Source organism: Sporomusa acidovorans, assembly GCF_900101845.1.
GTDB lineage: Bacteria > Bacillota > Negativicutes > Sporomusales > Sporomusaceae > Sporomusa > Sporomusa acidovorans.
This window is the reverse complement of sequence record NZ_FNAM01000110.1, coordinates 1-2,774: the sequence shown is the minus strand read 5'-3', so window position 1 is coordinate 2,774 and position 2,774 is coordinate 1. Positions and strand designations below refer to the sequence as shown.

The following is a 2,774-nucleotide window of genomic DNA, read 5'->3' as shown; positions in this document are numbered from 1 at the left end:
AAAGTCCTTTTTAATCCCTGCCTTTTTTCATGAACATGCCCTGACTTGCCGTTTGTTTGCACTAGGAGAGACACTAAGAGAGACACTAAGGGACGTTCCTTTTCCGTCAACTTCTTGCTATAGGACGAAAAAGGAACGTCCCCCATGTCTTCCATACCGACATTGAGGGATACGCCATTTTTCCAGCCCTCTTTGAAGTCTTTACCGAGAGTCTTTAAATCATCTTTTGCCTTGTTTATATAGAGGGCTTTGAGGCGATCATCCTGTACATCCCCTGCACGGTTGAGGCTATTTGCCATATCTGTTCCGGCATCAACTACTCCGCCACTTAACGACACACTCAACCCGCTTTGCTTGAATTCGTACTTATACTGACTGTCATAGGTATTGACGGTATTATCAATATTAACTTCTTTACCGGTAATATTCAGGTCTTTCCCGCTGACGAAGGTGGTGCCGGCGCTGTTGATGTTGTTGCCGGCGTTAATATTGACGTTGCCGTTAACTGAACCTACCGTACTGCCGATTTCGTCTTTGACTTGTTCGTTCAGGGTTGAGAGACACTAAGGAGACACTAAGGGACGTTCCTTTTCCGCCAACTTCTTGCTATAGGACGAAAAAGGAACGTCCCCCATGTCTTCCCTCAGCATAATATCCTGTAGGTTGTACTCCTTGACTATACGCATAGTTTCCTCTGCCCGGTAGATTTGTATATACCGTTCCATCAGACCCTACTAGCTGTCCGCTTGAATTCCATGTTCCACCCTGATTCAGAATGCTGTTTATATCCGCCGGGGTCTGATTTATTTTATCTTTTACAGCTGCGGTTTGAGTAGTGTTGAAGTTCGATGGTACACGTACCTGTAAGTAACCATAAGCTGCAAAATTAGCTAAATTTAAGTTTAACCCTTTATCCGTTAGCGTTTGACTCGTCGCGTTAGCATACCGTTGTAATTCCTCCAACAGTCCCGCGCCATCATTATCACGCGATTCTATTCCTTCATCTAACGTTAGATAGCCTGCATTAGTTGCGCTTTCTCCGTAAGCCTCTTTGATTATTTTGTTGGCCTCAATTAAATCACCGTTGTCTAAAGCGTCCCTTAGTTTATTTGCATAATATTCTTGCCGCGTATGGTCCAACCAGTTATTCTTAGTCCCACTAGCAGCGGCCGCTGCTCCGGCCTGAGCATTTCCGCCGACAACTTTTGCTGCCGCCGCTCCAACTAAAGCACTCGCAAGTTGATGAAGACCTGTATCTTTTATCTTCGCTAGTTCTTTTTGTACAGCCTCATTTACTCCTGCGCTTACTGCTCCGGAAGCAAAACCATTACCGCCAACGCTGGACATTATACCGCCTACAACACTATGGAGGAGTATTTTGTTTGCACCGCCGTCTTCCCAAGAAGCAGCTCTTGCCATAGCTTCTTTGTATTCCTTAGAGTCTTGAGGAAGCTTAGCCGCATCTTCGAGTGCCTTTTTACGTTGACTTGAAGCCAAATCACCAACAGCTTTAAATGCCTCTTGACCAAAAACTTTAGCCAATTCTTGCTTTTCTTGAACTTTAGCTTTATCAAATATCTTGCCTAAAGCATTTACTGCACCTGCTGGATCGCGACTCAATTTAGAAAGGTCTTGATTTGGATTACTCCGTACTTCGATTGTCCCAGGCGAAATCGCTGATTTTGTAGTACTTGCTGCATCTCCTTTAACAGCAACTCCAATATCAGGAGTAATACCTTTTTCATTATATTTAGCGTCTTTCGTTGTATTGACATTTACCCCAACACTGCTCGCGCTATACTCCGCCTTATTCTTAATATCCGAGTAGGTCAGCGTATCGGTAGAAAGCTTATTCTTATCCGGTGTAGCCTCACTTGATATAACCGCACCCTTCAGGTCGGTATTCTTACCGACTTTTATGTCGAAGCCTTCTTTACCTGCATAGATGCCCGCTTGTTCGGTAACGCTTGCGTAGGTTGAATTGGTTTTGCCCTTACTAAATGAACCAGTCACGCCACCTGAAGCTTCTTTGTTGACCGGCCCGGAAGCACCGGAAGCTGGTTTTTTTCCATCAACTTGTCCCGTTTGTCCCGTACTCAATCCTATCCCGCTGTTTTGATTCTTCGCGGTGTTTTAGTATCATTACACTCATGCCAAGTCAAATTATTTTCTTTTCTCCAAGCTACAATTTTCTCCACAGATACTCCTCTTTGCTGTGCCAATGCCTCATCTGCCAAAGCAAAATTATTTCTCCTATTGGCAGTCATCCCCTCAATTTCAACTTTTCCCTTACTAACAGGTGAGAAATCAGGAATTCCATTTTTGTACTTAATACCAATTAGCCCTTCGCGCTTTAATAGTGCTTTAACCTCAGGGTCGATATATAAGTAGACTCGCCTCGATAACCTACCCATTGTCCGTTTGCACCACTTGTTGGCGTCTGATTTAACCTTTGCTGATAAGTACTTGCATATTGATTAGTATTAGGTTGTTCTATTGTAGCATTTTCATTTGTAGGCTTTGTAGAATCCTCAGAATTAGAATTATTAGTACTAGCATTCATTATGGTCGACCCAGTACTCCAAATCTTCCAAGCATCTACGACTGTTGTTTGTGCTAGTGTGCCATTATAACCTATTGCAAATTCTGTAGAAGATGAGAATGGATTATTTAATCCTTCAAAACTCAGAGCCAAAGGCGTTGCTCGATTACCAACGCTATACCAGTACTTATACGTATTACTTCTGTCGTAGTAATCGTCACCTTGAAGGCCT

5 protein-coding genes are annotated in these 2,774 nt (G+C 43.3%); 1 reads left to right on the top strand and 4 read right to left on the bottom strand.

Annotated elements, in window-relative coordinates; genetic code table 11:
* Nucleotides 1–338: hypothetical protein (locus tag BLR65_RS28710; protein WP_143122709.1), on the bottom strand; the 338-nt coding region annotated here is incomplete at its 3' end.
* Nucleotides 339–350: 12 nt separating this feature from the next.
* Here BLR65_RS28710 and BLR65_RS30315 point away from each other — a divergent pair.
* Entirely contained in the window at nt 351–509 is a 159-nt protein-coding gene (locus BLR65_RS30315; RefSeq protein ID WP_169717041.1) for a hypothetical protein, read from the top strand.
* A 97-nt stretch (nt 510–606) separates the two neighbouring features.
* Here the strand turns inward: BLR65_RS30315 and BLR65_RS28705 are convergent, their stop codons facing one another.
* The 3 genes from BLR65_RS28705 to BLR65_RS30685 all read right to left on the bottom strand — a co-directional run.
* Nucleotides 607–2,100, bottom strand: a complete 1,494-nt coding sequence (locus BLR65_RS28705; RefSeq protein ID WP_093798249.1) for a hypothetical protein — start codon at nt 2,098–2,100, stop codon at nt 607–609.
* A gap of 2 nt (nt 2,101–2,102) precedes the next feature.
* The gene (locus BLR65_RS28700; RefSeq protein WP_093798247.1) at nt 2,103–2,414 is read right to left on the bottom strand and encodes an HNH endonuclease; all 312 of its coding nucleotides are present in this window, start codon (nt 2,412–2,414) and stop codon (nt 2,103–2,105) included.
* Nucleotides 2,354–2,774: hypothetical protein (locus BLR65_RS30685; RefSeq protein ID WP_218130685.1), on the bottom strand; the 421-nt coding region annotated here is incomplete at its 5' end. The genes BLR65_RS28700 and BLR65_RS30685, both read right to left, overlap by 61 nt.